Below are 26,229 nucleotides of genomic sequence, written 5' to 3'. Positions count from 1 at the left end.
GTGGAAGCTCCCCCCGCAGCGGTCGAAACGAACACGGCGACCCTCTCACCACTGCTGCCGCTGCTGCGGTCGGATCCTGTCTTCCAGGGGCTGCGCGATCTGCGCAACGCTGTCGTGGCAGTACCCGAACCGGCCCGGGCGTTCGCGCTGGCCGGCATCGCCGAGGCGTCAGGCCGCCGCCCGACCCTGGTGGCGGTCGCGACCAACGCCGAGGCCGAGCGGCTTGCCCATGACCTCGGAGCCTTCCTCGGGCCCGAACAGGTCGACCTCTGCCCCGCTTGGGAAACGCTGCCGTTCGAACGGGTCAGCCCGAGTGTGGAGACCATGGGTCGGAGGCTGCGCTGCATGTGGCGGCTGCACCAGGGTGGGTCTGACCCGACGCTCTTGCCGAAGGTGGTCATCGCGCCGGCGCGGTCCCTCCTGCAGCGCCTCGGGCCCCACGTCGAGGACTCGGCTCCGGTAACAGTCTCGAAGGGGGACCAGGTCGACCCGCAGGACCTGGTCGAACGTCTGGTGTCCATCGGCTACCGCCGGGAGTACCAGGTCGAGCACCGAGGCGAGGTGGCTGTGAGGGGGTCCATCGTCGACGTGTTCGGCTCCACCGCCGACGTTCCCGTGAGGGTCGATCTGTGGGGCGACGAAGTCGACAGGCTGGGCGAGTTCTCCGTCGGGGACCAGCGGTCGACCTCGGAGATCGGCCACGCCGAGTTCTTCGGATGCCGGGAACTACGCCCCACCGAGGAGGTCAGAGAGCGTGCAGCCGCTCTGGTCGGCGAAGCCCCTTGGGGGCGCCAGCAGTGGGAGCGGATAGCGGAAGGTCTCGTCTTCGACGGCATGGAATCGTGGCTGCCGTGGCTGGCCTCCGACGAGCACCTGCTCGTCGACCTGCTCCCGCGGGGGTCGCTGGTCGTACTGGTTGACCCCAGGAGAATGCGCGACCGGGCCGCGGAGCTGCTCGACGAGGAAGCGGCGCTGGCCGGGACGCTCGCCCAGACCTGGGGGGCTGACGGCGAGGCGTTCCCGCGGCTTCACCTTGCCTTCGACCGGCTGCTAACCGGCACCGACGCGGCGGTCTGGACGTTGACGACCGCCCCGGAGAACCCCGGGACCGAGGTCGTAGCGGCGACCGGCTGGGACCCGGTAGCCATGGGGGGGGACCGGCTGGTGTCGCAGCTGAGAGGTCTGCGCGACGCGGACTACCGGATCGTTGTCTGCGCCGACGGAGTGGGCAGCGCCTCGCGCCTTTCCGCTCTGCTGGCCGACCACGGCATCACGGCCCCTGTCGCCGAAACGGCCAATGGCGCGACTGGTTTTGCGGAGTCGCTGGTGTCGCCCGGTGCGCGGGTCGTGGTGCAACCCCTCGAAAGGGGCTTCATGTACCCGGCGATGCGCCTGGCCGTGCTTGCCGAGGGAGACCTCACCGGGCGGCGGCGCGCCCACCGCAGGCCGCGGCCGCGGGCGCGCAACGCGGAGACCTACTTCGACGACATCAACGCGGGTTCATACGTGGTGCACTACCAGCACGGCGTGGGTCGTTTTGGCGGGATGGTCCGCCGGTCGATCGGGGGGGTCGAGCGCGACTACCTGCTGCTCGAATACAAGGGGGGGGACAAGCTCTACGTTCCGTCGGACCAGGTGGACCTCCTGCGCCCCTACACGGGAGGCGAGTCGCCGGCGCTCAACCGTCTCAACGGTGCCGACTGGCAGCGCGCCAAGTCCCGCGTCCGCTCCGCCGTCCGCGAGATCGCGCAGGAGTTGGTCGTGCTCTACCAAAAGCGCGTCAACCAGCCCGGCCACGCCTTCTCGCCCGACACGCCGTGGCAGGCGGAGATGGAATCTGCATTCCCCTACAACGAAACCCCCGACCAGCAAAAGGCCATCGACGACGTGAAGGCCGACATGGAGGTGCCGGCCCCGATGGACCGGCTGGTGTGCGGGGACGTCGGGTTCGGCAAGACCGAGGTTGCGATCCGGGCAGCCTTCAAGGCCGTCCAGGACGGCAAGCAGGTGGCCGTTCTGGTGCCCACCACGTTGCTCGCGTCGCAGCACTTCCAGACCTTCTCCGACCGGTTCTCGGGATACCCCGTCCGGGTGGAGATGCTGTCGCGGTTCCTCACACCCGCGCAGGCGAGACAGGTCGAGGACGGGCTTGCCGACGGATCCATCGACGTGGTGATCGGGACCCACAAGCTCCTGTCCTCCGAGGTGTCGTTCAAAGACCTCGGATTGCTGGTCGTCGACGAGGAGCAGCGCTTCGGGGTGTCCCACAAGGAAGCGATCAAGAAGCTGCGCACGGACGTCGACGTGCTCACCCTCACCGCTACCCCCATCCCCAGGACGCTCGAGATGAGCCTCACCGGGATACGCGACCTGACCTTGTTGCACACGCCGCCGGCGGACCGGCAGCCGATCCTGACCTACGTAGGCGAGTACGACGACAGCGCTGTCTCCGAGGCGATCCGCCGGGAGCTGTTGAGGGAGGGCCAGGTCTTCTACGTTCACAACCGCGTGGCGGACATCGAGAAGGTCGCCGCGGAGATCCGAGCGCTGGTTCCCGAGGCCCGCGTCGTCGTCGCCCACGGGCAGATGGACGAGGGTGCGCTGGAGAAGGTCATGCTCGACTTCTGGGAGGGCGAGTACGACGTGCTGGTGTGCACGACGATCATCGAGTCGGGGATCGACATGCCCACGGTCAACACGCTCGTGGTCGACCGGGCGGACCGCCTCGGCCTCGGCCAGCTCCACCAGCTGCGCGGGCGGGTAGGGCGCGCTGGGCAGCGGGCTTACGCGTACCTGCTGTTCCCCCCGGACCAGGTGCTGTCCGAAGAGGCATACGAGCGGCTGCGGACCATCGGCGAGCACACGGAGCTCGGTTCAGGTTTCAAGATCGCGATGCGCGACCTCGAGATCCGCGGCGCCGGCAATCTCCTCGGAGGCGACCAGTCGGGGCACATAGCGGCGGTCGGCTACGACCTCTACGTGCAGATGGTCCAGGAGGCTGTAGCCGAACTGAAAGGCGAGGAGCCTCGAGAGCCGGCAGAGATCAAGCTCGACCTTCCCGTCACGGCCAACCTTCCGGTCGACTACGTGGCGCGTGAGGATCTCCGCCTCGAGGCCTACCGGAGGCTCGCGACGGTGAGCAGCCACGAAGAGGTCGACGACATCGAATCGGAGTGGCTGGACCGCTACGGCCCGCTTCCCGAGCCGGCCAAGGCGCTCATGCGGATAGGCCACCTAAGGGCCGAGTGCGCCCGGCTCGGGGTCAAGGAGGTCGCGGTCGTGAGCGGAGGAGTGGGCCTCTCCGGCGGGGGGTACACGGCGCGGTTGTCGCCGCTCTCGCTCAAGGCGAGCCAACGGGTCCGGCTGTCGAGAATCGCGCCCAAGGCGGTCTTCAAGGAGGACTCGGGGCAGCTCGTACTGCCGTTGCCGCGTGGTTCGGACCCGGCCGGCGACATCGCCGCCTTGCTAGCCCAGCTGGCGCCACCGGTAGCATCTGCGGCGCCGTGAAAGCCACCAACCGTTTAATTCCCGTGGCCGCAGTTCTGCTGGCCATCTCCGTGACCGCGTCCGCCTGTGATGTCTCTCCGTACGCGGCGAGCGTCAACTCCCAGGTGATCAAGCAGACCGCTGTCAGCGCCGAACTGCGGGCGTGGGCCGGCAACCGCCAGTACGTGTCCGCGTTCGATGCCAGTAGCCGGCAGTCGGCCCAGTGTCAGCAAGATCCCCCCGCTTGCGTGTTCGTTGTCGGCGATGCTCCGGGCACGTACAACAGCGGGTGGGTCTCCAGCATCCTCACCGACATGATCAGCTCCAGCGTGGTGCACCAGCGCCTCCACGCGACCGGCCGTCACGTCAGCCGGGCCGGCCTCCAGGCGGCGCGCGCCGTGAGCGAGATCAGCCAGATCGGCTGGACCAGCTTCCTGCCGTCCTTCCGGGACACGCTGGTGAACCGCCTTGCCGAGGACGCTCTCATCACGCCGCCGCTCGCGGAACTGTCGCAGACGATCAGCCAGATCTACCAGCAGTACAAGCAGTACTGGTTCTCGAGGGTGTGTGTGCTGCAGACGGCCGTCTTCAGCCTCGACGCGGCGAAGAAGCTGAGCTCCGGAAACCATCTCGGCGGGACACCGGTCTGCTACAGCCAGGTGGACCTCGAGAGGCAACCCTCCGGCCTGAGATCCACCATCATGGCGTTGGCTACGGGCCACGTCTCGCAGCCGGTGAAGACCCCGTACGGGTACCTGGTCGTAGAGGTGACCGGCCGCGACATCATCGGCCTCACCCCCGAACTGCGGCGGACGATCTCGGTGGCATTCATCGACGCCGAGGGCATCCCCAACGGCAGTGTCGACGCGCTTCTCGCACACGCCCGCGTGAAGGTGAACCCGGCCTACGGCACCTGGAAGGGCAAGCAGGTCGCGCCACCAAGGACACCGGGCTCCTCGACGTGAAAGCGGGCCGGGTCGTCGTCGTAGGACTCGGCCCGGGTGACCCCCGGCACGTGAGTGCCGGCGCAACGGCCGCCATCGCGTCGATCCCGAAGCGCTTCCTTCGCACTGTGCGCCATCCCAGCGCGCACCTTGCGCTGCCAGCGGAGACATTCGACGACCTCTACGAGAGCGCGCAGACGATGGAAGAGGTCTACGGCGGGATCGTCGAGCGCTTGACCAGCGAAGCGCGGACGGGCGACGTCCTGTACGCGGTCCCCGGGTCTCCTCTGGTCGCCGAGCAGTCGGTGGTCCTGCTGCGGGCGCAGCGAGAGGTGGAGGTCGAGGTCATACCGAGCCTGTCGTTCGTGGACCTGGCGTGGGAACGGCTCGGGGTAGATCCGATGGACGCCGGCGTGCGCCTCGTGGACGGGCACCGGTTCCGCACCGAGGCGGCGGGCGCGACGGGCCCGATGCTGGTCGGCCAGTGCGACAGCGTCGCGGTCCTGTCGGATATCAAGCTCGCAACCGAGGCCGGTCCGCCGGTAGTGGTGATGCAGCGTTTGGGCCTGCCGGACGAGCTCGTGTTCGAGGTTTCCTGGGACGACCTCGACCGAGAGGTTCGGCCGGACCACCTGACCTGCGTGTGGGTGCCGGGCCTCGCCGAGCCCGTGGCGTCGGAGCTGGTCCGCTTCGAGGAACTGGTGCGCACGCTGCGTGCCCGCTGCCCGTGGGACATGCGCCAGACGCACCAGTCGCTGACACGGCACCTGCTGGAGGAGACCTACGAGGTGCTGGAGGCCATCGACGAGCTCGGCAGCCCGTCGGGGTACGCGCATCTGGAGGAGGAGCTGGGCGACCTGCTGTTCCAGATCGCGTTCCACGCGATTCTCGCAGCGGAGCAGGGCGAGTTCACGCTCGCGGACGTTGCCAGGGGAGTGCACGACAAGCTGGTCGAGCGCCACCCGCACGTGTTCGGCCCAGCGGGGTCCCCGATGCCCAACTGGGAGGAGATGAAGAAGTCCCAGAAGGGTCGCTCGAGCGTGATGGAGGGGGTTCCGGGGAACCTTCCGTCGTTGCTGTACGCGTTCAAGCTCCAGTCGAAGGCCGCATCGGTAGGTTTCGACTGGAAAGACGCAGCCGGCGCGTGGCCCAAGATCCGCGAGGAGCTCGCAGAGCTGGAGCAGGCGATCGCATCCTCCTCCTCGTCCCGGCACGACGTCAACGACGAGCTGGGCGATGTGCTGTTCTCGGTTGTCAACGTCGCCCGCCATCTCGGCATCGACCCGGAGGCAGCGCTGAGGGACGCGTCGGCGAAATTCCGCCGGCGTTTCACAGCGGTCGAGGCCCTGGCGGAGCGGCGCGGGGTGCCGGTGACCGACGAGCTCTGGGACGAGGTCAAGTCCTGGCAGGGGCCCGATCTCGGGGAGTGACGCTCCGGCCGCGCGCCGAAGTAATACAGTTCTCACACCAGCAACAGGAGTCACATCTGCATCATGAGCGAGATCGAACAGCTGGTCGGGAGGGAAATCCTCGACTCCCGCGGGAACCCCACCGTCGAGGTGGAGGTCCTGCTGCAGTCCGGCGCGGTCGGGCGCGCGGCCGTGCCGTCGGGCGCCTCGACCGGCACCCACGAAGCCGTGGAGCTCCGTGACGGCGGCGAGCGCTACCTCGGCAAGGGTGTCGGCCGTGCCGTGGCCAACGTCAACGGCGAGATCGCCGACAGCGTCATCGGTCTCGAGGCGCTCGACCAGCGCGGTCTCGACAGCGCGCTGATCGACCTCGACGGCACCGCCAACAAGGGGCGGCTCGGAGCGAACGCGCTGCTGGGCGTGTCCTTGGCAGTCGCGCACGCCGCCGCCGACGAGGTCGGCTTGCCTCTCTACCGTTACATCGGCGGGGCCGGAGCGCACGTGCTGCCGGTTCCGATGATGAACGTCATCAACGGCGGGGCCCACGCCGACAACAACGTCGACCTCCAGGAGTTCATGATCGTCCCCGTCGGGGCGGCGTCTTTTTCCGAAGCCCTGCGGTGGTGCGCAGAGACCTACCACGGACTGAAAGCCCTCCTGCACGAGCGGGGATTGTCCACGGCGATCGGCGACGAGGGCGGGTTTGCACCGAACCTCCCGTCCAACGAGGAAGCAGTGAGAATCCTCGTCGAAGCGATGGAGAAGGCCGGGAGGACCCCCGCCTCCGACATGGCCATCGCGGTCGACGCCGCGGCGACTGAGTTCTTCCGCGACGGCTCCTACGTGCTGGCCGGAGAAGGCCGCTCGCTGCCGGCGCCCGAATTCGCCGGCTACCTCGCTCAGCTCGCGGACCGGTACCCCATCATCTCGATCGAGGACGGGATGTCGGAGGACGACTGGGACGGCTGGTCCGCTTTGACCGAGATGCTCGGTGAGCGGATCCAACTCGTCGGCGACGACCTGTTCGTGACCAACGAGGAGCGGCTCCAACGCGGTATCGACGGCGGAGTCGCGAACGCGATCCTCGTGAAGGTGAACCAGATCGGCACTCTCTCGGAGACACTCGACACGATGGCAGTCGCCGCACGTGCGTCCTACGCGGCTGTGATATCGCACCGTTCCGGTGAGACCGAGGACACCACCATCGCCGATCTCGCCGTCGCGACGGGGTGCGGGCAGATCAAGACCGGCGCGCCCGCGCGCTCCGACAGGGTCGCCAAGTACAACCAGCTGCTGCGCATCGAGGGCGGCCTCGGTGACGTCGCGCGATACCCGGGCCGCAAGGCCTTCGCACCGCTATGAGGACCGCGGTGCGGGCGCTGCTCGTCGCCGTCGTCGCCGGGGGCATTCTCTTCTTGTTCCTCCTTCCCGGGCGTACCTGGCTGGAGCAGTCCCGGGCCATGTCCGCTGCCCAGCGGAGAGCGTCGGTGCTCGCCCAGGAGAACGCCGCGCTGACCAACCGTGTCAACCAACTGCACAACACCGCCTACATAGAGCAGGTCGCCCGGCAGCAGTACGGGCTGGTGATGCCAGGCGAGAAGGCGTTCGGGATCCTCCTCCCCGAAGCCACCACCACCGTCCCCCCGGCGGGCGGTCACGCGGGCGGTCACGGGAACGGCTAGTTTCAGGTCGCGGGCCCGGCCATCCGCGTCACGGGGCCTCTCACCACCGTTAAGGGGAGGGTATGAAGATCTCAGTTCGTGTCAACGGAGAGGCACGCGACCATGACGTCGAGCCGCGGACCCTGCTGGTCCACTACCTGCGCGACGTGGTGGGACTCACCGGCACCAACATCGGTTGCGACACTTCCTCATGCGGGGCGTGCACTGTTCTCGTGAACGGCGAATCGGTCAAGTCGTGCACGATGCTGGCGGTGCAGGCCGACGGGACCGACATCACCACCATCGAGGGGCTGGCCACCGGCGACAAGATGCACCCGATGCAAGAGGCGTTCCGTGAGCACCACGCGCTGCAGTGCGGGTACTGCACTCCGGGGATGGTCATGGCGGCCGTGTCGTTGCTGGAGGAGATCCCTCACCCGACCGAGCGCGAGGTGCGCGAGGGGCTCGAGGGCAACCTCTGCCGGTGCACCGGCTACCACAACATCGTCGAGGCCGTTCTCGCCGCCTCCGGTCAGGGGGCAGCCAAGTGATCCCCGCGGCATTCGAGTACCGCAGGGCTTCCTCGCTCGGCGAGGCCCTCCAGCTGCTGACCGACGGCGGCGAGGAGGCGAAGCTGCTCGCGGGCGGCCACTCACTGCTGCCGCTCATGAAGCTCCGTCTAGCCGCCCCGTCCGTTCTCGTCGACATCGGCAGGTTGACCGACCTGTCCTACGTGCGGGAGGAAGGCGACCGTGTCGCGGTGGGCGCCCTGACCAGGCACCGAGATCTGCAGATCAACGACGTCCTGATATCCCATACGCCCCTGCTCGCTCACGTCGCAGGGCAGATCGGCGACCCGCAGGTCCGCCACCGCGGGACGATCGGTGGTTCGATAGCGCACGGCGATCCCGCCTCCGACCTGCCGGCGGCGTGCCTGGCGCTGGGCGCGACGTTCATGGTCGAAGGGCCCAGCGGCAAGCGCCAGATCGAGGCCTCGGATTTCTTCAGGGGCTTCCTCGAGACGGCCCTCGAACCCGACGAGATGCTCGTCGAGATCAATGTCCCGAAGGCGACGGGGGCCGGTTGGTCCTTTCAGAAGTTCAACCGCCGCGCGCAGGACTGGGCGATCGTCGGGGTCGCCGCGGTGACGGGAGCGAATCCCGGTATCGGCCTGATCAACATGGGAGCCACACCCATCCGAGCCGGCGCTGTCGAGTCCGCGCTGGCGTCGGGAGCGACGCCTTCGGAGGCCGCGGCTCACGCGGCGGACGGCCTGGAGCCGCCCGAGGACCTCAACGCCAGCGCCGAGTACAGGCGTCACTTGGCCCAGGTTCTCGTGCGCAGGGCCCTGGAAGAGGCCGGCGCTGCCTAGCCTGGGGGCGTGACAGGCCCCGACCGGCTAACCCCTTTGAGCGTCGACGACGTCGCCGCGGCTCTTGCCGCGCACGGCTACCTCGCCGATGAGGGACTCGCGACATCCATCTTTCTGGCGATGGTGTTGCACAGACCTCTGCTTCTCGAAGGCGACGCTGGCGTCGGCAAGACCGAGGTCGCGAAGGTGCTGGCCGCCTGGACCGGCGGCGAGCTGCTGCGCCTTCAGTGCTACGAGGGCATCGACGTGGCGCAGGCCGTCTACGAGTGGGACTACGCGCGCCAACTGCTCCACCTGCGTGCAGCAGAGGCGGGAGGGGTGTCTGCGAGCGAGGACGACGTCTACTCGGAGCGTTTCCTGGTACGTCGGCCGCTCTTGCGCGCGATCGACCACACAGCCCCGGTGCCGCCGGTCCTCCTGATCGACGAGGTGGACCGCTCAGACGACGAGTTCGAGGCCTTCCTGCTCGAGTTCCTCTCGGAGTACGCGGTTACCGTCCCCGAGCTGGGGACGTTCAAGGCGCTCGACCCTCCCCTCGTGATCATCACCTCCAACCGGACGAGGGACGTCCACGACGCCCTGAAGCGCCGGTGCCTATACCACTGGGTCGAGCACCCGGACTTCGAGCGGGAGGTGGCGATCGTCCGCTTGCGGGCGCCCGAAGCTGTGCCTCGCCTGGCGAGGCAGGTGGCCGCGCTGGTCGAGTCGCTGAGGGAGATGCACCTCTACAAGCCGCCGGGGGTGGCCGAGTCGATCGACTGGGCGGCCGCGCTGGCGTCGTTGGGCCGGAGCGAGATCGACGAGCACACCCTGGACCTCACCCTCGGGACGGTACTCAAGTACCAGGAGGACCAGGAACGGGTCAGGGCGGTCGGAGTCGCGGAACTGGTGCGTTCCGCCTTGCTGCGCGGGAGCTGACATGGCGGACGCCGACCGGATCGTCACGGGTTTCGCCTCGGCGCTGCGCGGGGCCGGCCTGGCGGTCCCGACCGGTTCGGTCGTTCTGTTCGCCCGCGCTCTGGCAGAGGTTGGCCTCGCTGACCGCCAGCGGGTGTACTGGGCCGCGCGGGCGACCCTCGTGTACAGGCAGGAGGACCTGGCGGTGTTCGACCGGGTCTTCGCCGCGTACTGGGAGGACAGACCAGTCGAACTGTCACCGCTGGTCACCGAAGCGGTCCCCGTTGTCCTCGCCACCGACGACGGGGAACCCGAGACCGGCGACGCGCCGGAGGACGCCGGCGCCGAAGAGATCCAGGCGGTCAGATACTCGGTCGTCGAGATCCTTCGCCGGCGGGACCTGTCGGCGCTGACAGCCGACGAGTGGGCGCAGGCGCGGCGGCTCATATCCGCCCTGCGAGTCTCGGCCGAGGAACGGCCGACCCGCCGCCGGCGCCCGTCGCGGCGCCGGACCGGGGGAAGCCCTGATCTCCGGGCGACGATGCGCCGGAACATGCGCCGCGGCGGCGCCCCGATAGACCGGGCCTGGAAGGTGCCGGGGTCCCGGCCGCGCAGGCTGGTGTTCCTGCTAGACGTCTCGGGCAGCATGGACCCCTATGCCCGCGGGCTCGCCCTGTTCGCCCATGCCGCGTTGGCATCGCGGCGGGTGGGCGGCGTCGAGGTCTTCGCGGCCGGCACGAGACTCACGCGGATCACGAAGGAGCTCCGGCGGCGGGACCCGGACGCGGCCCTGGACGCCGTCGCCGGCGCTGTCGAGGACTGGTCGGGCGGCACCCGGCTCGGCGCGAGCATCCGGCAGTTCAACGACCGCTGGGGCGTGCGAGGAATGGCCCGCGGCGCAATAGTCGTGATCTGCTCGGACGGCTGGGACCGAGGGGACCCGGAGGTGGTCGCCGCCGAGATGGCCAGGCTCTCCCGGGTCGCCCGCCGCGTGATCTGGGTGAACCCGCTGAAGGCCTCCCCCGGGTACGAGCCGCTGGCCCGCGGAATGGCCGCCGCACTGCCGTATGTTGATCAGTTCGTGGAGGGTCACGCTGTCGCCTCGTTGGAAGACCTGGCGCGTGTGATCTCCTCAGGCCGTCGGCAGAAGGAGCCCGTGTGAAAGAAGTGCTCAGCGACATCGAGAGATGGCAGTCGGAGGGCAAGCGTGTGGCGCTCGCCAGGGTGGTGGGCCTCGAAGGCTCAGGACCGCGTCTGCCCGGTGCGACCATGGTCGTGTCGGACGCCGGTGAGGTGGCCGGCTCCGTCTCGGGCGGCTGCGTCGAGGGGGCGGTCGTGGCCGAGGCGCTCGAGGTGCTCGCCGGCGACGGCACCCCGAAGCTGTGCACGTTCGGGTACTCCGACGACGAGGCGTTCGCTGTCGGCTTGACCTGCGGGGGGACCATCCGGGTATTCGTAGAGCCGCTGGACTGGTGAGCGGGTGAGCGAGCTGTTCGGCGAGCTCGCACGAGCACTGCGCGACGAGCGCCCTGCCGCGCTCGCGGAGGTGATCGAAGGCCCGAGGGAGCTCCTCGGAGGGAAGCTCCTCATGCTCCCCGGCACGGACAACGAGGTCCTGGGGTCGTTGGGCGATCCGGACCTCGACCGCGTCGTTGCCCGCGACGCCGCCGGCGAGCTCGCGGCCGGTCTCACCGCGACCCGTCACTACGGGCGCCACGGAGAAGCACGCGCGAGGGACGTCTCGGTCTTCATCGAGTCGTTCGCGCCGCCACCCAAGATGATCATCTTCGGGGCGGTCGACTTCACCGCCGCCCTAGCGAAGATCGCCAAGGTCCTCGGATACCGGGTCACGGTGTGCGACGCACGACCGGTGTTCGCGACCAGGGCCAGGTTCCCTATGGCCGACGAGGTAGTCGTCGCGTGGCCGGACAAGCACCTTGGCGAAGTCGGAGAGACGCTCGGTGAGCGCGACGCGGTCTGCGTGCTGACCCACGACCCGAAGTTCGACGTCCCCGCGATCACCTCGGCGCTGCGCACCAAAGCCGGGTACCTGGGGGCGATGGGTTCGCGGCGCACGACCCTCGAACGGATAGAGCGCCTGCGCGAGGCCGGCGTCGACGACGCGGGACTCGCGAGGGTCATGGGCCCGATCGGGCTCGACATCGGAGCGCGGACACCGGAGGAGACCGCAGTCGCGATCTGCGCGGAGATCATCGCCATGCGCACCCGCAAGGTCGCTCCGTCGCTTCGCGATCGCGAAGGTCCGATCCACCCGCAGGCGCCACGGGGGGACTCCTGAGCGGCTGCGCGGCGGTGGTGCTCGCGGCCGGCGCAGGAGTGCGCTTCGCCCGTGGCGGTGAGGGCCCGCACAAGCTGCTCGTGCCCTGGAGGGGCCGGCCGCTCGTCGTCTGGGCGATAGAGGCAGCCGTCTCGGCGGCCGTCGGCCCGGTGTGGGTGGTGGACGGTGCCGCGGACCTGTCGGGCGTGGTCCCAGAGGGTGTGTCCGTCCTGCACAACTCCCGCTGGGAGGAGGGCCAGGCGACATCCCTGCAGGTCGCGATCGAGGCCGCTCGGAGGGCCGGCCTCGACGCTGTGGTCGTCGGACTCGCGGATCAACCGTCGATCCCCCCGTCCGCGTGGGAGGCCGTGGCGTCCAGTGAGGCGTCGATCGCCGTTGCCACCTACGATGGGCAGCGCCGCAACCCGGTGAGGTTGTCGGCGGCGGTCTGGGATCTGCTGCCGACCGCCGGCGACGAGGGCGCCCGATCGGTCGTCCGGCGCCGGCCCGAACTGGTGGAGGAAGTGCCCTGCGAGGGCGATCCAACCGACATCGACACCCGAGAGGATCTAGTTAGATGGAGTTGAAGAACGACTTTCGCGTCGGGATCTCGGTCCCGCAAGCGTGGAAGGTCCTTACCGACGTCGAGCGGATCGCGCCGCTGCTTCCAGGAGCGCAGCTTCAGGAGGTAGAGGGCGACGAGTACCGGGGAGTCGTCAAGGTCAAGGTCGGCCCGATCACGGCCCAGTACAAGGGAACCGCCAAGTTCGTGGAGCGCGACGAGGCCGCCGGCAAGGTGGTGCTCTCCGCGTCAGGTCGCGACACCAGGGGTCAGGGCAACGCCAGCGCCACCATCACGGCGACGATGGAGCCGGCCGGGGACACAACCCAGGTCACCGTCGTCACGGACCTGACCGTGACGGGGAAGGTCGCCCAGTTCGGCCGCGGCGTGATGGCGGAAGTGAGCGCCAAGCTGCTTGGCCAGTTCGTCGACGCCCTCGAGGCCGACCTCGCCGCGTCGGGACGCCAGGCGCCGGCGGAGTCCGAAGCTCCGGCGGCAGGCGGGGCGGAAGAGGACGGCCAGCCCGAGCCGGGCCCGCTGAGCGCGGCGGCCGCGGCGAGCGGCCTTTCGGAGGCGGCCGCCGTCGGCGGGGCGGCTGAAGCAGTGGAGTCCGGCCCAAGGCGGATCGACGGCCCGGAAGCGCAACCCGTGGACCTGCTCGCAGTGGCGGGAAGATCGACGCTCAAGCGCCTTCTGCCTTTGGCGGGGGTGGTGGTGATCATCTTCGTGGTGATGTCGAGGCGGCGCGCCCGGACGCGGGCGCGGCTCGCGATAGCCGGGTCGTAGGCGGCGTCCTGAGCCAAGCGGGAGAAGCCGACCGCCGGCGTGTAGCCGAGCTTCTGGGCAGGGAGCCAAGAGGGCCGTTCGAAGTAGCCGTGCGCGACGCGGGCGGCGACCCGGTCGTCATCCGCAATGACCCCCTGCTCGTCGACGGGACGCCGATGCCGACGCTGTACTGGTTGGTCGGCCGGGAGGAGCGCCTGGCGGTGGACCGCCTCGAGGCGGGTGGCGGTGTCCGAGAGGCGGAAGCCGCCGTGGACGCAGAGGAGATCGCGAGGTCTCACGCTCGCTACGCCGCGGAGCGCGGCCGGCTCCTCCCCCCCGGGTGGGAGGGGCCGGCGCCTTCGGGTGGGGTCGGAGGCGCCCGCGCGGGGGTGAAGTGCCTACACGCCCATTACGCGTGGTTTCTCGCCGGCGGCGATGATCCCGTGGGCCGGTGGGTGGCCGGCCGTCTGCGCCCACAGTCGCTGGCGGCGATCGACTGCGGGACCAACTCCACACGCCTTCTCGTGGCCGACGCGGAAGGGCGCACGGTCGAACGGCTGATGCGGATAACACGACTCGGTCAGGGTGTCGACGAGACGGGACGTCTCCGGCCCGTCGCGATCGACAGGACCATCAGCGTGCTGTCGGAGTACCGCACCGTGATGGACAGCTTCGGGGTCGGGCCGGTTCGGATCGCGGCGACTTCGGCGGCGCGCGACGCGGCGAACCGCGAAGACTTCTTCGGGCGTGCCCAGGCGGTGGTCGGCGTGCGCCCGGAACTGCTGGGAGGAGACACGGAGGGCGCGCTGTCCTTCGCCGGTGCCACAGCAGGGCTCGACCCGTCGGGAGCACCGTGGTTGGTGGCCGACATCGGCGGCGGGTCGACGGAGCTGGCCGTGGGGGACGAGCCAGGCGGGGATCCGATCGACGTGGTCTCCCTCGACGTTGGATGCGTACGCATCAGCGAGCGCTTCCTTGACGGCGACCCCCCGGCGGTACCGAGCATCGCCGCGGCGCGGCGACACGTGTCGGGGGTGCTGAAGGAAGCGTCCGCCGTCCACCCGGGTTTCGGGACGGCGGCGACACTGGTCGGCCTCGCCGGCACGGTCGCTTCCCTCGCAGCGATAGACCAACGGCTGGACGAGTACGACCGCAGCCGGGTCCACCACTACCACCTGAGCCGCCAGTGTGTGGAGGAGATGCTCGACGTCTTGGCGCGCGACACGGCCGAGCAACGCGCCCGGCGGCCAGGCGTGGAGCCTGGCAGGGTCGACGTCATCGTCGGCGGGACGATCGTGCTCGCGGCGTTGATGGACCACTTCGGCTTCGACGACTGCCTCACGTCCGAGGCTGACATCCTGGACGGGATGGTCATGAGCCTGCTTCAGGCCCGTTCGGCTCCCCACACCGGCGTCTAGCATCGGCACCCATGGTTCTGACCGATCGAGTGCTCATGGGTCCCGGCCCCTGCAACCCCTATCCGGAGGCGACAGCCGGGCTGTCCCGCCCGATGCTCGGGCACCTCGACCCGGAATTCATCACCATCCTCGACGAAACCTGCGACCGTCTGCGCTCGGTGTGGAAGACCACCAACCCGGTGACGTTGCCCGTCTCGGGCACCGGGTCGGCCGGCATGGAAGCGGCGTTCGTCAACCTGGTCGGGCCCGGCGACGTAGTCGTCGTCGGCGTGAACGGTCTCTTCGGTGAACGGATGTGCGACGTGGCGGCCCGCTGCGGCGCCGAGGTCGTCCGCGTGGACTTCCCGTGGGGGCAGCCGGTCGATCCGGACGCTCTGCTGTCGGCCCACCCCGCGCCCAAGATGATCGCCCTCGTGCACGCCGAGACCAGCACAGGGGTGCGCAACGACGTGGCCGCGGTCGCCGCAGGCAAGGGGGACGCCCTCGTGCTGGCGGACTGCGTCACCTCGCTCGGCGGCATACCGGTGGACATCGACGGTTGGGGTGTCGACGTGGCGTACAGCGGCACACAGAAGTGCATCGGGGTGTCGCCTGGCCTCGCGCCCATCACCGTCGGTCCCCGCGCCTGGGGCCGCAGGGTGGAGTGGCCGCGCAGCTGGTACTTGGACCTCGGGATGATCGGTGACTACACCGCCGGGGCTACGCGCAAATACCACCACACCGCCCCGATCGCGATGGTCATGTCGCTGCACGCAGGGCTGGGCGCGTTGATCGAGGAGGGGCTCGATGCGGCCGTGGCCCGGCACGCCGAATGCGGGGCCGCGTTGCAGGAAGGTCTGCAGAAGATGGGGTTCGAGCTGTGGGCCGCCGAAGGCCACCGCCTCCCGCAGCTGACCACGGTCGTGGTCCCCGCCGGTGTCGAGGACGCAACGGTGCGCCGCACCCTGCTCTCGCGCTACGGCATCGAGATCGGCGGCGGGGTCGGGCCCTGGGCCGGCAAGATCTGGCGTATCGGGTGCATGGGTCACACCGCGCGCCTCCGCAACGTGACCCTGCTGCTCGCAGCGCTCGGCGAGATACTCGGCCGGTGAGCTGGATCGGCACCAACCGGGTGAGCGTGCCCTCGCTCACCGGGCGACGGGTGCTCCTGCGCCCGCTCACCCCGGCGGACTTCGAGGCGTGGCGCGAGGTGAGGACGCGCTCCCGGGATTGGCTCGTGAAGTGGGAGCCGCGGCCGCTGCCGGGCCAGCCGGACGCCACGGAGGATCGCCGCGTGTTCGCCGCCCGCTGCGGGGCTCGCGAGCGCGAGCGGCAGCTCGGGAGCGGTTACGGGTTCGGCATCTTCGTCGGGCCGGGGCGCGACCGCTTTGCCGGCGAGATAAACCTCGGGTCGGTCCAGCGGGGCCCCTACCAGAACGCATACGTCGGTTACTGGATCGACGAGGCCGCGGCCGGTCACGGCTACGTGCCCGAGGCGTTCGCCGTGCTCTGCAGGTTCGCGTTCGACGATCTGTCCCTGCACCGTCTGCAGGCGTCGATCATCCCGCGGAACCGGCCGAGTCACCGGGTGGTCGAGAAGCTGGGCTTGCGAAACGAGGGCGTCGCGGTGCGCTACCTGCAGATCAACGGGGTCTGGGAGGACCACGTGCGCTACGCGATCACGTTCGAGGAGTGGGCCGAGCGTCGCGAGGAGCTCATGGCGGCGTGGATCCTGCCCGACGAGGGCGACTCCTAGCGCACGGAGGAGTTACCGGGCGGAGTCCTCAATGGCGTACGACAGCCGGCGAATGCCGGAAGAAGGCCTCCACGTCGCCCTCGTAGCGGTACGTCGGCCTCGTCTCGCCCATCACGCGACGCAACCGGGTGTCCTCCACGAAGTTCTCGACGGCGCCCGCGGTGGTGTAGCGGTAGCGGAAGCCGGCGGCCTTCAGCTTGCGGTTGTCGATTCCGCGGCCGAACCGGAGAAGGTCGAGCACCTCCGGCGGGAGCGACAAGATCCTGGCCCGGTTGAGCGGTGCGACCGCAAGACCTGTCAGGACCGGGCTGAGGGGGAGCGCGGGCTTGCCGGCGATGGCCCGGATCTCCGACCATGGCAGCCGCCCGTCGCCGGCGACGTTGTAGACCCCTTCGAGGCACCCCCGGATCACGAACTCGATGGAGCGCACGACGTCTTCCTGCTCCACGAACTGCAGCTGCGGGTCGAAACCGACGATCGACGGGACAGCCGGCATGGACAGCGCCTTGGATAGCGAGGTCGCCAGACCGTCGCCGAGCACGTTCGCGCAGCGCAGCACGCAAACCGCGACGGCAGGGTTGTCCTCCGCGAACGCTCTCAGGTAGCTCTCCACCTCCAGCAGCGACCGTTCCGTGCGCGTGCGAGCCGGACCGGTGCGCCGGGTCTCCTCGCTGAACCAGGTTGGATCTGTCCGCGACGCTCCGTACACGAGGGCCGAAGACTTCACCACCAGGCACCGGACCTTGCTGTCCTCGCCTCCAGCCGCAGCGAGCAGGTTCATCGTGCCGATGACGTTCTTCTCGTGGATGCGCCGGTCGGGCATGAGCGACGAGTCGACGACCAGTCCGGCGTGGACGACCGTGTCGACCTGCGTCGCCTTCATCAAGCGGGCGAGGATCGAGTAGTTGTCGTCCGCGCGAACGAACTCGGTGCGCTCGAGCGGGACCACGGGGTTCTCGCTGTCCATCCCGACGATCACCTCGACGTCGGGGTCGCGCTCGAACGCGAGCGCCAGGCGGCCGCCCCAATACGTGGAAAGGCCTGTGATCAGGAGTCGGCGGCCCAAAACGTCACCCGAACCACACGCTGCGGCGTTTGCGAAGCATGTCGTAGATGCTCATCTGCATTCTCCGGCGAATCGCCTCGGCCTCTTCGAATACGTGGCTTCGCGGGTATCTCTCCTGGTCCGGCTCGACGTCGAAGGTGACCGGGTCGAGCACTCGCACCTTGATCTTCGCGGGGAAGTAGCCGAGTAGCCCGAGTGGTCCGAGCAGCAGCATGTTCGCCGTGATCGGGACATACGGGACACCCAGGATCTTGGCCAGGCGCTGCGCCTTGACCACGATCGGCATGACCTCTTCCGAGCCGACGACGGTGATCGGGATCACCGGTACGCCCGCCCGCATGGCGATCTCGACGAATCCCCCTCTGCCGAAACGCCTGAGCTTGTAACGCTCGGTGAAGGCCTTTCCGGTTCCCTTGGTGCCTTCGGGGAACACGAGCGCAAGGTGCCCCTGGTCGTGCAGGAGCCGGTAGGCGTTGTCCGGGTGGGCGGCGACACCACCGCCCCGGGCCCACAGCGTGCCCACCACGGGCAGGGACCGGAACAGGTGGTCGGCCATGCCGTACACGGGCCTTCCGATCTCCTCCTCGATCCCGTGCATGATGATCGGAGCGTCCGCCGGTATCGCGCCGGCGTGGTTGGCGACGAGGAGCGCCCCGCCCTTGGCCGGGATCTTCTCGATCCCCTCCCACTCGACCCTGAACCAGTACCGGTACAGGGGTGTATAGATGCGCCGGAAGAGCTCCCTGGCCGATTCGGACCGGCCCCACTCGTCCACGTCGCTGTGCCGCAGGTCGGGTGGTGGAGCCGGCTCCTCCAGGGGACGGAGCGGGACCAGGGCACCCCCGCGGGCTGGGTGCTGCGTGACCCCGGCCGGTGGCGACATGAGATCCGATGGTACTAGGGACGCCACGTGGCCCTTTCCGTCGGCGCGTAGCGGTACACGATCTTCCCCACCACCGCGCTCCGGCGCACCGGGCCGAAGGTGCGGCTGTCGGTGCTGGCCGAGTCGTTGTCGCCCCTCACCTCCAGGGAATCTCGGGAGACGCTATGGACACGCTTCACCAGGAGCCGTCCCTCTTGCCCGGGATCCGGCACCGCGACGACGTCGCCGGGACGGATTCGCCCCGCCCTGACCGCCAGCAGACGGTCGCCGGCCTCGAACGACGGCAGCATGCTGTCGCCCACGACCTCCAGGCGCCTGCAGCGACGCGCGATCTCCCACGCTGCAGCCGCGACGGTCCCGAGGACCGCCGCCGCCGGCCAACCGCGTCGGGGAGAGTGGGTAGGGTGAGAACGCTCACAGACCATGACGAAGGAGCCTCGGATTATGACGATTGTCTCTCGACTGTTCAGCTTCGCGGATCGCGTAAGCGCGCCGCAGCAGGCCCACGCGCACTGCGACCTGCCCTGTGGCGTCTACGACCCGGCGCAGGCCCGGATCGAGGCAGAGTCGGTCAAAGCGTGCATGGAGAAGTTCAACGGCTCCGACGACAACGTCTTCAAGACCCGCGCCGTGATGATCAAGGAGGAGCGAGCGGAGCTCGTGAAGCACCACCTCTGGGTGCTGTGGACCGACTACTTCAAGCCGAACCACCTCGAAGCTCACCCGGAGCTGCACGAGCTGTTCTGGAACGCGACCAAGGCCGCCGGTGAAGCCAAGAAGACCAACGATGTGTCCGTCGCCGAGGACCTCCTCGCCAAGATCGGCGAGATCGACAAGATCTTCTGGGAGACCAAGAAGTAGAAACCACAGGCGCTGGCCCCACGGAGCCTCTCGGGGCTGCGCCGCTGTGGGCTCCGTCAGCCTTATCGTTGGTCTGAATGGGAGCCATCGACTACGGCCGGCAGTGGCGCCGGCACGCGGATCGGGCTGCTCGGGCGACGGGCAGGCATCTCGACCGCGTTCTCGGGGGTCCGGATCGGCGCCGGATCATCGTGGTCATGGCGTGCGTGCTGGCGCTCAACAGTGCCGACTCGGCGACGGTCGGCGCATCCGCCACACAGCTCCGCTCGGCGCTGCACATCGACAACGCCGACATAGGCATCCTCGTGGCGGTCAGCTCCCTGGTCGCTGCGGCCGCCAGCATCCCTTTCGGCATCATTGCCGACCGGTGGCGGCGAACCCGTGTCCTCGGCTTCACCATCGTCACCTGGAGCGCCGCGATGCTCTGGAGCGCGACTGCCGGGTCTTTTTCCGAGCTGCTGTGGTCCCGTCTCTTCCTCGGGATGGGGACGGCCGCCGCCGGGCCGATCGTCGCTTCTCTCATCGGCGACTACTTCGGCAGCGCCGAGCGGGGGCGCATCTACAGCTACATCCTCACCGGTGAACTCGCCGGCGCGGGTGTCGGCTTCGCGATAACAGGCGACATCGCCGCTATTTCGTGGCGGGCAGCGTTCGTCGCCCTTGCCCTGCCGGCCATGTACCTCGCCTGGCAGGTCCTGCACCTGCCCGAACCTGAACGCGGCGAGCAGGACCCACTGCGGGGGATGGGGGGCGCGGCTTCAGAGCCGACCGACGCCCAGCGGCTCGCCGAGGAACGGGGTATCCAGCCGGACCCGGCGAGGATCCTCGGGCCGGAAGTTCGCAGCATGGGCCTGCGCGACGCCGTGCGCGTCGTGCTCGGGATCCGTACGAACGTCACGCTCATCATTGCGAGCGCGTGCGGCTACTTCTACCTCTCGGGCATCGAGACGTTCGCAGTGGAGTATGTAAAAGAGCAGTACGGGGTGGATCAGGCGCTCGCGAACCTGCTCCTGTTCGTGCTCGGGGTGGGGGCGGTCGGCGGTGTGCTCCTGGCGGGAGGGCTGAGCGACCGCCTGTTGCAGAGGGGCTTTTTGACGTCGCGGGTTGTCGTCCCGGGTGTCGCAGCGATCCTGGCGAGCTTCCTCTTCCTGCCGGCGATCCTGACGCGGAGCACGATCACCGCCATTCCTTATCTGACCGCCGCGGCCTTCATGCTCTCCGCCCAGAACCCTCCGATCGACGCCGGCCGCCTCGACATAGTCCCGCCTCTTCTGTGGGGGAGGGCGGAAGGTATAAGGACGGCTCTGCGAACTGCCGCTCAGTCGTTGGCCCCGCCGATATTCGGGTTCATGTCCAACTCGGTGCTCGGCCACGGCAGGAAGGGCCTCCAGCTGACGTTCAGCGTCACCTTGGTCCTGCTCTTGGCAAGCGGGGTGATCCTGCTGCGCGCGGTCAGGACGTATCCGGCCGACGTGGCAACAGCCTCGGCGTCGCGGGACCGCGAAGTGCGCCAGGGTCCGACGCGGGGAGCCCAACCGGACAGCGCGGGCTCGCCGGTACCCCCGCCGCCCGCTGGGCCGGTATGGCCTGACCCGCCTGTGCCGACCTGAGCTCAGTCCGTGGGCGCGGAGGGATTCGAACCCTCATGCTCGAAAGCCGCAGGGTTTAAGCCCGCTGTGTCTGCCATTCCACCACGCGCCCTCAGAACCTGTCGCCAAGCCGCGTGACGGGAGATGCGACAGCTTCTCATCGCACAAGTCTGGCATGAGCCAGATCGCCGGCGACGCGAGGGAACCGGGTTACCCTCGCCCGATGTTGGCGGTGCTGTGCGCCATTGGAGCGGCGATGATGTACGCGCTGGCATCGGTGCTACAGCAGCGCGGCGCTGCGAAGCAGCCTCTCGAGAGCTCTATGCGGTTCGGCCTCCTGGCCCGACTGCTACGCCATCCGGTTTGGGTTCTCGGGCTCGGGTGCGACGTGGCGGGCTACGCACTGCAGTTCGTGGCCCTCGGTCGCGGACCGATAGTCGTGGTGCAGCCCCTTCTCGTCTGCGGCCTGCTGTTCGCGCTTCCGGTGGGTGCCGCCTGGGCGGGGCGGATGCTCACCGTCCGCGACTGGCTGGCAGCGATCGCCGTGTGCTCGGGCCTCGCCGTCTTCCTCACGGTGGCCGCGCCGGAGAGAGGCCGCGCCGACGTCAGCGCGCCGGTCTGGGCGGCCCTGCTCGCGGGCGGCGGAGCGGTTTCCGCCGTCTTGGTGCTGGCGAGCCGGAGACGAGCGCCGTGGCAGCGAGCGATGCAGCTCTCGGCAGCGGCCGGCGTGATCTACGGGGTCGCGGCTGCGCTGACGGTGACCGCAGCTCATCTGCTCGGGAAAGGGGTTCCGGTGCTTCTGGAGCACTGGCAGCCATACATGCTGGTCGCGGCGGGAGTGGTCGGCATGCTGGTGGCACAAAGCGCATTTCAGGCCGGTCCGCTGGACGTGTCCCTACCGATGATGAGCGTGGTGGATCCCGTGGTCAGCATCTTGATAGGCGCCTTGGCCTTCGAGGAGAGCGTCGCGTCGGGAGCTTCGGCCGTGGCGGGCGAGGTGCTGTCACTGGTGGTCATGTTCGCTGGGGTCGTCGTCCTCGGCCGCTCGCAGGCGATGCAGGCTCTGCACGGGGCCGGGGGGCCAGGCAGTTCGAAGGCTTGAGCCCCCGACGCAATACCATGCCTTCACCCATGCGCATCTCTGACACCGAGCGCCAACGGACTATCGACGAGCTGCGCCGCCACTGCGCGGCCGGGCGCATCGACGTCGACGAGTACGCACACCGTATCGAGACGGTGATGGGCGCCTCGACCCTCGAGGATCTCGATGCGGTCCTCCATGACCTGCCGATGCTGCGCATTGCCGACCCCTCGATGCCAGGGGAGCGGTCGGGGTCGGGCTCGCTGTTCGAGCCTCGGGGTCTCGCCCCGGGCGAGGAAGCGGGTGGTGGACGGCGTCTGGCGGCCGCGGTGACGGTCCTGCTGACAGTGGCGATCGTGATCACTGCGGCCGTGCTGCTCGCTGTCGTGTCGTGGGGCTGGGCGCTGGTGCTCCTGGGGGGATGGACAACCGGCCTGGTCCAGGGAGTCGTCCTGCGAAGGCGCCGTCGCGCCTAGCGAGGCTCTGCGAACCTCTTTAGCCGGTGGTCAGCAGGATCTTCCCGAACTTCCCGCCGCTGTCGAAGTGGGCGTACGCGTCCTCGGCTTCGGTCAGGGCGAAGGTCCTGTCGATCGGGACCCGCAACCGGCCGGCCTCGAACAAGGGCAGCACATGTGCCTCCACGAGCCGAGCGGCGGCTGCCTTTCCCTCGAGAGGCCGCGAGCGCAGCGTCGAGCCGTGGATCCGGCCGCGCCGCGACATGAGCAACCCGAGGTTGATCTGCCCGCTTGCCCCGGCCCCGATTCCGATCACGCAGATGCGCCCGCCGGTCGCGAGCGAACGCAGGTTCACGTCGAGGTTCACTGCGCCGAGGAGCTCCAGGATCACGTCGTAGGGGCCGTTTGCCTCGGTCTCGGCGGGGTCGACGACGGTCGCACCGAGTTCTTCGACCGCCCGCCGGCGGTCCACCGAACGCACGGTCGCCACGACCCTCGCTCCTGCGGTGGCAGCCAGCTGGACCGCCGCCGTGCCGACACCGCCGGCAGCCCCGTGGATGCAAACCCGGTCGCCAGGTGCCAGCCCAGCCTGCGTGAAGAGGGCGTCGTGGGCAGTCGTGAACACCTCAGGCAACCCGCCGGCGGACCCCCAGTCCAGGCCGGCCGGGATCGGCATCGCCTCGCGCTCGTGAACGACTGCCAGTTCGGCCTGCCCGCCACCACCGACCACCGCCATGACCCGGTCGCCGAGACTGAAACGCGAGGTCCCGGGGCCGGCACCAACGACCTCGCCAGCGAGCTCCAGGCCCGGTATGTCCGGGGGTGCTCCCTGCGGGGCGGGGTAGAGGCCGCGCTGCTGCATCATGTCTGCGCCGTTCAAACCGGCAGCTCTCACCCGAACCAGAACCTGGCCCGCGCCCGGGACGGGATCGGGGTGCTCTTGGACCGAGATCCGTCCGTCGCCGGTCGTGACAGCAAGCACGGCAACGATGGTAGGCGTCAGCTGGAGGTGGTCACTCTCCCTGCGCCGAGAAGGTCGGACCAGTAGATCGACTGGATGCTCACGTTCTGCCCTGTCTGGGGTGCGTCGATCATCTGCCCGTTACCGATGTAGATGCCCACGTGGTCGACGTTGTTCGGGGTCCCGAAGAAGATGAGGTCGCCCGGAATGGCGCTCGACACTGGGACCGGCTGCGTGAGGTTGTACTGGTCTTGAGCGAGGTGCGGGAAGTAGATGCCCGCCTGCTCCCAGGCCATCATCGTCAAGCCGGAGCAGTCGAAACTGTTGGGGCCGGCGCCGCCCCACTGGTAGGGCTTGCCGAGCTGCGCGTACGCATACGCGATCGCTTTGTTCGCCCCGGGAGCTTGCGTGTAGCTGCCGCTGGAACTCCCCGAGGAGCTGCCCTGCGACGATGAGCCCGAGGTGGCCGGTGTGGTGCCGGCCAAGGTCGTCGACGTGTGTCCGGCCGGCGGGGTGGTCGTGGGTGATGGTTTGGAGGTGGTCGGCGGTGCCGATACCCGGTGTTGCTGTGCCGCGAGGGCTGCTGCTTTCGCGGCTGCCTGCTGCTGGGCCTGCACTTGTGCGATCAGAACGGCCATCTGCCCGTTCACCTGCGCGAGAGCCTGGCGCCGGGCCGTGTCGGCCTGGATCGCAGCCGCTTTGTCGGAAGCGATGGTCGACAGCGTGACCGCGGCGTCGTGTTGCGCCGTGGCCAGCTGGCGCGCCTGCGACGCCTGCGCGGACATCACCTGCTGGTAGGCCTCCAGCGCCCGCTTCTGGCCTCCGCTGACGATCTCGGCGTACGACAGTGCGATGTTGGGGTCGTGGTTGGCGTTGCCGGGGACCGAGCCGACAACTGGAGCCCCTCCTACGACGTAGGAAAGGACTGCCTGCTGCTTGAGCACCTTCCGGGTCACTACCGCCTCAGCGGCGGTGCGCGCGGACTCCGCCTGCAACGCCGCGACCTGGCTCGCCAGCTGCGTGCTCCTGATCTGAGCGGCGTTGTAGGCCTCGGCCATCTTGTCCAGCTGACGGCCGTCGGCCTGGATCTGGGCGGCGAGTTCCTGCGCCTGGACCTGGAGCGAGGCCTCCGTCGGAGCGGTGGTCGTGGGACCACCGGAGCCCGCGGCGGCGGCCGCAGGCGCGCCGGCGGCGAATGCGGCGGCCGCAGCCAAGGCTGCCGCGAGCGCCGTGGCCCGGACCAGCCGGGGGGAGCGTCCACACGGGTCGGTCATGAATGTCCGATCGTCGGGCAGTTCTGCTCGACTCTCAATTCACTCTAACCACAGGAGTCACTTGGTCAACATCGGCTGACCAATCGGTCACCTTGACTCTTCAGTCCATCGGTGCTGTACGGTCCGGATATGAGCAGCCAGACAAGCGGAGAGTTCCGGATCGAGCACGACTCAATGGGGGACGTGCGGGTGCCCAAGACGGCCAAGTACCAGGCGCAGACCCAGCGGGCCGTGGACAACTTCCCGATCTCGGGCACCACTGTGGAGCGTTCGCTCATTTCGGCACTTGCCGCCATCAAGGGCGCGGCCGCCGCCGAGAACGCCCGCTTGAAGACGGTGGAGCGGAAGGTCGCGGAGGCCATTCGTTCGGCGGCTGAGGAGGTGGCCGCCGGCCAGTGGGACGCCGAATTCCCCATCGACGTATTCCAGACCGGTTCGGGCACGTCGACGAACATGAACATGAACGAGGTCCTCGCGACGCTGGCCACGGAGCGCCTCGGCTCCAAGGTGCACCCCAACGACCACGTCAACGCCTCTCAATCGTCCAACGACGTGTTCCCGTCGGCGATCCACCTCGCCGCGGCGACGGAGATCCGCGGGTCGCTCGTCCCCGCACTGACGCATCTGTCGAAGGCCCTGCGCAAGAAGAGCCGCCAGTTCAAGTCGGTCGTGAAGTCGGGGCGCACCCATCTCATGGACGCGACACCGGTCACCCTCGGTCAGGAGTTCGGCGGATACGCCGCGGCCATCGAGCACGGGGTCGAGCGCCTGGAGTCCTGCCTGCCCCGGGTGGGCGAACTGCCGCTCGGGGGAACCGCGGTGGGGACTGGTATCAACGCGCCGAAGCTGTTCGCTTCGCGGGTGATCAGGCGACTCGCGGAGGAGCGGGATATCCCCCTCACCGAAGCGCGCGACCATTTCGAGGCGCAAGGAGCGCGAGACGCTCTGGTGGAGGCATCCGGTGTCCTGCGCACCATCGCTGTGTCTTTGTACAAGTGCGCGACCGACCTTCGGTGGATGGGAAGCGGACCGCGAACCGGGCTCGCGGAGATCCGTATCCCGGACCTGCAGCCGGGGTCGTCGATCATGCCCGGCAAGGTGAATCCGGTCATCCCCGAAGCTGTGTCGCAGGTGGTCGCCCAGGTGATCGGCAACGACGCCGCAGTCGCGTTTGCCGGCGCCGCCGGCAACTTCGAGCTCAACGTCATGCTGCCCGTCATCGGGCGTAACCTGCTCGAGTCGATCCGGCTGCTTTCCTCGGTCAGCGTCGTGTTCGCGGACAAATGCATCGCCGGCATAGAGGCCGACGAGGAGCGCTGCCGTACCTACGCACTCTCTTCTCCGTCCATCGGCACCTCGCTCAATCCGTACATCGGTTACGAGGAGGCGGCGAAGGTGATCAAGGCGTCGGTCGCCGAAGGCAAGGACCTCCGGACGATCGTGTTGGAAAGGGGACTGCTAACAGAAGAGGAAGTGGACCGCGCGCTCGACGTGGAGGCGATGACGCGAGGTGGCATAGTCGGCTGAGCTAC

The 26,229-nt window shown here is 68.9% G+C and carries 26 protein-coding genes and 1 tRNA gene; 21 read left to right on the top strand and 6 right to left on the bottom strand.

All coding sequences use genetic code 11. The features are described from left to right. From mfd to VNF71_05240, 16 genes are all read left to right on the top strand, one after another. Positions 1-3,507, top strand: coding sequence for a transcription-repair coupling factor (gene mfd / locus VNF71_05315; GenBank protein ID HVA73963.1), 3,507 nt, complete (start codon positions 1-3; stop codon positions 3,505-3,507). After that, positions 3,504-4,451, top strand: a complete 948-nt coding sequence (locus VNF71_05310; GenBank protein HVA73962.1) for a hypothetical protein — start codon at positions 3,504-3,506, stop codon at positions 4,449-4,451. Before mfd ends, VNF71_05310 begins: the two co-directional genes overlap by 4 nt. Further along, the gene (gene mazG / locus VNF71_05305; GenBank protein ID HVA73961.1) at positions 4,448-5,860 is read left to right on the top strand and encodes a nucleoside triphosphate pyrophosphohydrolase; all 1,413 of its coding nucleotides are present in this window, start codon (positions 4,448-4,450) and stop codon (positions 5,858-5,860) included. The genes VNF71_05310 and mazG overlap by 4 nt, the downstream gene beginning before the upstream one ends. Before the next feature lie 63 nt (positions 5,861-5,923). After that, positions 5,924-7,201 (top strand): phosphopyruvate hydratase, encoded by a 1,278-nt coding sequence (gene eno, locus VNF71_05300; protein ID HVA73960.1) that lies wholly within the window; start codon positions 5,924-5,926, stop codon positions 7,199-7,201. Then, positions 7,198-7,521, top strand: a complete 324-nt coding sequence (locus VNF71_05295; GenBank protein ID HVA73959.1) for a septum formation initiator family protein — start codon at positions 7,198-7,200, stop codon at positions 7,519-7,521. Before eno ends, VNF71_05295 begins: the two co-directional genes overlap by 4 nt. A 62-nt stretch (positions 7,522-7,583) precedes the next feature. Further along, on the top strand, positions 7,584-8,051 hold the full coding sequence (locus VNF71_05290) for a (2Fe-2S)-binding protein (GenBank protein HVA73958.1): 468 nt from the start codon (positions 7,584-7,586) through the stop codon (positions 8,049-8,051). After that, positions 8,048-8,872, top strand: coding sequence for a xanthine dehydrogenase family protein subunit M (locus VNF71_05285; GenBank protein ID HVA73957.1), 825 nt, complete (start codon positions 8,048-8,050; stop codon positions 8,870-8,872). The genes VNF71_05290 and VNF71_05285 overlap by 4 nt, the downstream gene beginning before the upstream one ends. A 9-nt stretch (positions 8,873-8,881) precedes the next feature. Continuing rightward, positions 8,882-9,790 (top strand): MoxR family ATPase, encoded by a 909-nt coding sequence (locus tag VNF71_05280; protein ID HVA73956.1) that lies wholly within the window; start codon positions 8,882-8,884, stop codon positions 9,788-9,790. A 1-nt stretch (position 9,791) separates the two neighbouring features. Next, a complete protein-coding gene (locus VNF71_05275; protein HVA73955.1) occupies positions 9,792-10,931 on the top strand; it encodes a VWA domain-containing protein in 1,140 nt (379 codons plus the stop codon). After that, positions 10,928-11,245 (top strand): XdhC family protein, encoded by a 318-nt coding sequence (locus VNF71_05270; protein HVA73954.1) that lies wholly within the window; start codon positions 10,928-10,930, stop codon positions 11,243-11,245. The genes VNF71_05275 and VNF71_05270 overlap by 4 nt, the downstream gene beginning before the upstream one ends. Positions 11,246-11,249: 4 nt before the next feature. Then, the gene (locus VNF71_05265; GenBank protein ID HVA73953.1) at positions 11,250-12,068 is read left to right on the top strand and encodes an XdhC/CoxI family protein; all 819 of its coding nucleotides are present in this window, start codon (positions 11,250-11,252) and stop codon (positions 12,066-12,068) included. Positions 12,069-12,082: 14 nt separating this feature from the next. Next, positions 12,083-12,634, top strand: coding sequence for a nucleotidyltransferase family protein (locus VNF71_05260; protein HVA73952.1), 552 nt, complete (start codon positions 12,083-12,085; stop codon positions 12,632-12,634). Further along, complete coding sequence (locus tag VNF71_05255; protein HVA73951.1) at positions 12,625-13,395, top strand: SRPBCC family protein; 771 nt, start codon at positions 12,625-12,627, stop codon at positions 13,393-13,395. Before VNF71_05260 ends, VNF71_05255 begins: the two co-directional genes overlap by 10 nt. An 89-nt stretch (positions 13,396-13,484) precedes the next feature. Then, positions 13,485-14,792 (top strand): DUF501 domain-containing protein, encoded by a 1,308-nt coding sequence (locus VNF71_05250; protein ID HVA73950.1) that lies wholly within the window; start codon positions 13,485-13,487, stop codon positions 14,790-14,792. Between the two features lie 11 nt (positions 14,793-14,803). Next, the gene (locus VNF71_05245) at positions 14,804-15,883 is read left to right on the top strand and encodes an alanine--glyoxylate aminotransferase family protein (protein HVA73949.1); all 1,080 of its coding nucleotides are present in this window, start codon (positions 14,804-14,806) and stop codon (positions 15,881-15,883) included. Further along, positions 15,880-16,527: a GNAT family protein gene (locus tag VNF71_05240; protein HVA73948.1), complete on the top strand. Its 648-nt coding sequence runs from the start codon at positions 15,880-15,882 to the stop codon at positions 16,525-16,527. The genes VNF71_05245 and VNF71_05240 overlap by 4 nt, the downstream gene beginning before the upstream one ends. A 28-nt stretch (positions 16,528-16,555) precedes the next feature. Here VNF71_05240 and VNF71_05235 read toward each other — a convergent pair whose 3' ends face one another. From VNF71_05235 to sodX, 3 genes are read right to left on the bottom strand one after another with little or no spacing between them, the layout of a single operon-like run. Then, complete coding sequence (locus tag VNF71_05235) at positions 16,556-17,593, bottom strand: NAD-dependent epimerase/dehydratase family protein (GenBank protein HVA73947.1); 1,038 nt, start codon at positions 17,591-17,593, stop codon at positions 16,556-16,558. Between the two features lie 4 nt (positions 17,594-17,597). Beyond that, positions 17,598-18,476, bottom strand: coding sequence for a lysophospholipid acyltransferase family protein (locus tag VNF71_05230; protein ID HVA73946.1), 879 nt, complete (start codon positions 18,474-18,476; stop codon positions 17,598-17,600). A 14-nt stretch (positions 18,477-18,490) separates the two neighbouring features. Continuing rightward, entirely contained in the window at positions 18,491-18,901 is a 411-nt protein-coding gene (sodX, locus tag VNF71_05225; GenBank protein ID HVA73945.1) for a nickel-type superoxide dismutase maturation protease, read from the bottom strand. A 19-nt stretch (positions 18,902-18,920) separates the two neighbouring features. Here sodX and sodN point away from each other — a divergent pair, with 19 nt between their 5' ends. Together sodN and VNF71_05215 are read left to right on the top strand one after the other, a co-directional pair. Then, positions 18,921-19,337 carry a superoxide dismutase, Ni gene (gene sodN, locus VNF71_05220; GenBank protein ID HVA73944.1) on the top strand — a complete coding sequence of 139 codons (417 nt, stop codon included), beginning with the start codon at positions 18,921-18,923 and terminating at the stop codon, positions 19,335-19,337. Positions 19,338-19,414: 77 nt separating this feature from the next. Then, entirely contained in the window at positions 19,415-20,947 is a 1,533-nt protein-coding gene (locus VNF71_05215; GenBank protein ID HVA73943.1) for an MFS transporter, read from the top strand. A gap of 10 nt (positions 20,948-20,957) precedes the next feature. Here VNF71_05215 and VNF71_05210 read toward each other — a convergent pair. Next, a tRNA-Leu gene (locus VNF71_05210) sits at positions 20,958-21,038 on the bottom strand. A 111-nt stretch (positions 21,039-21,149) separates the two neighbouring features. Here VNF71_05210 and VNF71_05205 point away from each other — a divergent pair. Both VNF71_05205 and VNF71_05200 read left to right on the top strand, forming a co-directional pair. After that, entirely contained in the window at positions 21,150-22,028 is an 879-nt protein-coding gene (locus VNF71_05205; GenBank protein ID HVA73942.1) for a DMT family transporter, read from the top strand. A gap of 29 nt (positions 22,029-22,057) precedes the next feature. Further along, positions 22,058-22,483 (top strand): DUF1707 domain-containing protein, encoded by a 426-nt coding sequence (locus VNF71_05200; protein ID HVA73941.1) that lies wholly within the window; start codon positions 22,058-22,060, stop codon positions 22,481-22,483. Positions 22,484-22,502: 19 nt separating this feature from the next. Here VNF71_05200 and VNF71_05195 read toward each other — a convergent pair whose 3' ends face one another. Beyond that, positions 22,503-23,444: an NAD(P)H-quinone oxidoreductase gene (locus tag VNF71_05195; protein HVA73940.1), complete on the bottom strand. Its 942-nt coding sequence runs from the start codon at positions 23,442-23,444 to the stop codon at positions 22,503-22,505. 17 nt (positions 23,445-23,461) lie between these two features. Continuing rightward, on the bottom strand, positions 23,462-24,697 hold the full coding sequence (locus VNF71_05190; GenBank protein HVA73939.1) for an NlpC/P60 family protein: 1,236 nt from the start codon (positions 24,695-24,697) through the stop codon (positions 23,462-23,464). Between the two features lie 129 nt (positions 24,698-24,826). On the opposite strand from VNF71_05190, the gene VNF71_05185 reads away from it, so the two are divergent. Further along, positions 24,827-26,224, top strand: coding sequence for a class II fumarate hydratase (locus tag VNF71_05185; GenBank protein ID HVA73938.1), 1,398 nt, complete (start codon positions 24,827-24,829; stop codon positions 26,222-26,224). The last annotated feature ends 5 nt before the right edge of the window (positions 26,225-26,229 follow it).

The sequence above is a fragment of the Acidimicrobiales bacterium genome, from assembly GCA_035533095.1.
In the GTDB taxonomy this organism is placed as follows: domain Bacteria; phylum Actinomycetota; class Acidimicrobiia; order Acidimicrobiales; family Palsa-688; genus DATLUM01.
This window is presented reverse-complemented; position numbering and strand designations above follow the sequence as displayed.